We start from the raw sequence: 3,221 nt of genomic DNA, 5'->3' as shown, positions 1-3,221 counted from the left end.
CGGGTTAAGCGTCTGGTTATGAATGTTGCCTTGATGCCGGTTGGCGGTGTACCAGGCGTCGACGCTGCACTCGCCCGGATCGTTCATCCCGCCGTCGTCGACCACGTAGGAGCCGCCGGCCGCCTGAGCTTTTGAAAACAGCGCGATCAGTAAAATAAGGCCCAGTGTGGTGCCGATAAAGATCAGGTTACGTTGCAGCGCGCGGCGCTTGGCCGGTGGCAGCAACAGCAGGGTGTGGCGAGCGCCGCGATAATGGCGCGCGCGATATTTGGCAAACCCGTCGTGACGGTCAGGGCTGTGTTTTTTGTGCATGATGCACCTCGCTTGAATTCAGCTTTCTACGGTCAGCACCGAAATGCCGCTGGCTTTGGCCTGGCAGACCAGCTCCGAGGTGTCGTCACCACCCGGCAGGGCGATGATCACGTCGGGGCGGCTGTCGGCGAGCATGAAATGGTTGCGCTGGCGTTCCGCCTGCTTGCCGTGGCGTTGCCAATTGGGCGGGTAGCGCACCACGTCGATGCTCATTTCCCGCGCCCATTCCTCGATGTCGCTGCCCAGGAACTGGTTGCCGCCGTGTATCAATACCTGCACCGGGCGCAAGCGGTGGTAGGCGTCCAGCACTTGGCGGGTCTTTTTGGTGTCGGCGTAATGACGACCTGCACAGATCAGGATGCGCATAGTCAGGGTCCTTGTGATGCACGGTGGCGATCGGGCGACCGCCACCGTTTAAACGGCGGGGGTGATCAGTACCACTGCTTGAAGCGGCGGATGTAGATCGTTTTCATCAGTTGGGCCACGCAGCAGTAGGCGAGCAGGGTACCGACCAGCCATGGGAAGTACGCCAGCGGCAGCGGCTCCAGGCCCACCAGGGTGCCCAGCGGCGAGAACGGCACGTAGATCCCCAGGCAGATGACGATGGTGGTCATCATCAACACCGGCCAGGCAGCCGTGCTCTGGAAGAACGGGATCTTGCGGGTGCGCAACATATGCACCACCAGGGTTTGCGAGAGCAGGCCCTCGATAAACCAGCCGGACTGGAACAGGGTTTGCATTTCCACGCTGTTGGCGCTGAACACGTACCACATCAGCGCAAAGGTGGTGATGTCGAAGATCGACGAGGTCGGCCCGATCCAGATCATGAAGCGGCCGATGTTTTTCGCATCCCACTTGCGCGGTTTGGCCAGGTATTCCTTGTCCATCTTGTCCCACGGCAAGGCCAGCTGGGAGATGTCGTACATCAGGTTTTGCAGCAGCAGGTGAATCGCCAGCATCGGCATGAACGGGATGAACGCACTGGCCACCAGCACCGAGAACACGTTGCCGAAGTTGGAGCTGGCGGTCATGTTCAGGTACTTCATGATGTTGCCGAAGGTTTCGCGGCCCTTGAGCACGCCTTCTTCGAGCACCATCAGGCTCTTTTCCAGCAGGATGATATCGGCCGATTCCTTGGCGATATCGGTGCCGCTGTCCACCGAGATACCCACGTCGGCATCACGCAGCGCCGGGGCATCGTTGATGCCGTCGCCGAGGAAGCCCACTGTGTGGCCGTTGGCCTGCAAGGCTTTGAGCACGCGGGACTTCTGCAGTGGCGTGAGCTTGGCAAACACTGTGCGTTCTTCGACGCGACGCAGCAGCGTGGCGTCGTCCATCGCTTCGATTTCCACACCCAGCAGCGGCTGGCCGGGCTCCAGGCCGACCTGGCGGCAGATCTTGCTGGTGACCACGGCGTTGTCGCCGGTCAGTACCTTTACGGCTACGCCGATCTGTTGCAGCGCGGCAATCGCCGGGCCTGCGGTTTCCTTGGGTGGATCAAGGAAGGTCAGGAAACCCTGGATCACCAGGTTGCGTTCATCGGCGGTGGTGTATTGCTGGCGCGCCATGGATTTAGGGATATTGCGGGTCGCGACCACCAAGACGCGGAAGCCGTCTTCGTTGTAGTCGTTGGCCAATGCCAACAGTTCTTCACGACGTTGATCATCCAGCGGCACGGCGGTGCCACCTTCGAGCGTGTGTGTGGAGATGCTCAACATCTCTTCCACGGCGCCCTTGCACACCAGCAACTGGTCGCCGGCCGTGTCGCGTACCACAATCGACAAGCGACGGCGTACGAAGTCGAACGGCAGTTCATCGACCTTGCTGTAGGCCAGTGGCAACTGGAACTTGGGGTTCTGCTCCGAGAACTGCACCACGGCCTGGTCCATCAGGTTCTTCATGCCGCTCTGGTGGAAGCTGTTGAGCCAGGCCAGGGACAGCACTGCGTCATCACGCTGGCCAAAGGCGTTGACGTGATGCTCAAGGATGATCTTGTCCTGGGTCAGCGTGCCGGTCTTGTCGGTGCACAACACGTCCATCGAACCGAAGTTCTGGATCGCATTGAGGCGCTTGACCACCACTTTGCGCTTGGCCATGGCGGTAGCGCCTTTGGCCAGGTTGGCGCTGACGATCATCGGCAGCATTTCCGGGGTCAGGCCCACGGCCACCGCCAGGGCAAACAGGAACGCATCGCCCCAGTCACCTTTGGAGAAGCCATTGAGGAAGAACACGATCGGCACCATCACCAGCATGAAGCGGATCAACAGCCAGCTGACGCTGTTCACCCCACGGTCGAAGGCGGTTTGCACGCGGGAGCCGACAATTGCCTTGGCCAGGGAGCCGAAGTAAGTGCGCGGCCCGGTAGCGACCACCACGGCCTTGGCGCGACCGCTGACCACGTTGGTGCCCATGAAGCAGATGTTCGGCAGGTCCAGCAGGTTGCCTTGGTCGGCCGCCAGTGTAGAGGCGGATTTTTGCGTGACGTCGCCCAGGGTGTCGTACTTCTCTACCGGCAAGGCTTCGCCGGTCAGCACGGCCTGGCTGATAAACAGGTCGCGGGATTCGATCAGGCGGATATCGGCCGGAATCATGTCGCCAGCAGACAGCTGCACGATGTCACCGGCGACCAGGTCGCGCATCGGTACTTCGCGCAGGATCGGCTGGCTGCCGACTTGCTCGCGGCGCAATACGGTGGCGGTGGTGCGCACCATGGCTTTGAGGGCTTCGGCGGATTTGGCCGAGCGGTGCTCCTGCCAGAAACGCAGCAGGCTGCTGAGCAGCACCATGGTCATGATGATGATGACCTTGGTCAAATCCACTTCTTCACCGGCCTGCAATGGTAACCAGTAGTCAGTGACAAAGCTGATCCCGGCGAGCGTCAGCAGTACATAGATGAACGGGTTGTTCAG

General features: G+C 60.8%; 2 protein-coding genes and 1 pseudogene. All 3 read right to left on the bottom strand.

The genetic code is table 11. From position 1 onward, the window contains the following. Positions 1 to 312, bottom strand: a pseudogene (locus tag FEM54_RS28640) (hypothetical protein); the annotation flags it as partial. Positions 313 to 330: 18 nt separating this feature from the next. Beyond that, complete coding sequence (locus FEM54_RS28635) at positions 331 to 678, bottom strand: DUF2493 domain-containing protein (protein ID WP_026013827.1); 348 nt, start codon at positions 676 to 678, stop codon at positions 331 to 333. 65 nt (positions 679 to 743) lie between these two features. Then, on the bottom strand, positions 744 to 3,221 hold a 2,478-nt coding region (gene mgtA / locus FEM54_RS28630; protein WP_138453864.1), incomplete at its 5' end, for a magnesium-translocating P-type ATPase.

Origin of the sequence: Pseudomonas edaphica (assembly GCF_005863185.1) — a bacterium.
Lineage (GTDB): Bacteria > Pseudomonadota > Gammaproteobacteria > Pseudomonadales > Pseudomonadaceae > Aquipseudomonas > Aquipseudomonas edaphica.
This window is presented reverse-complemented; position numbering and strand designations above follow the sequence as displayed.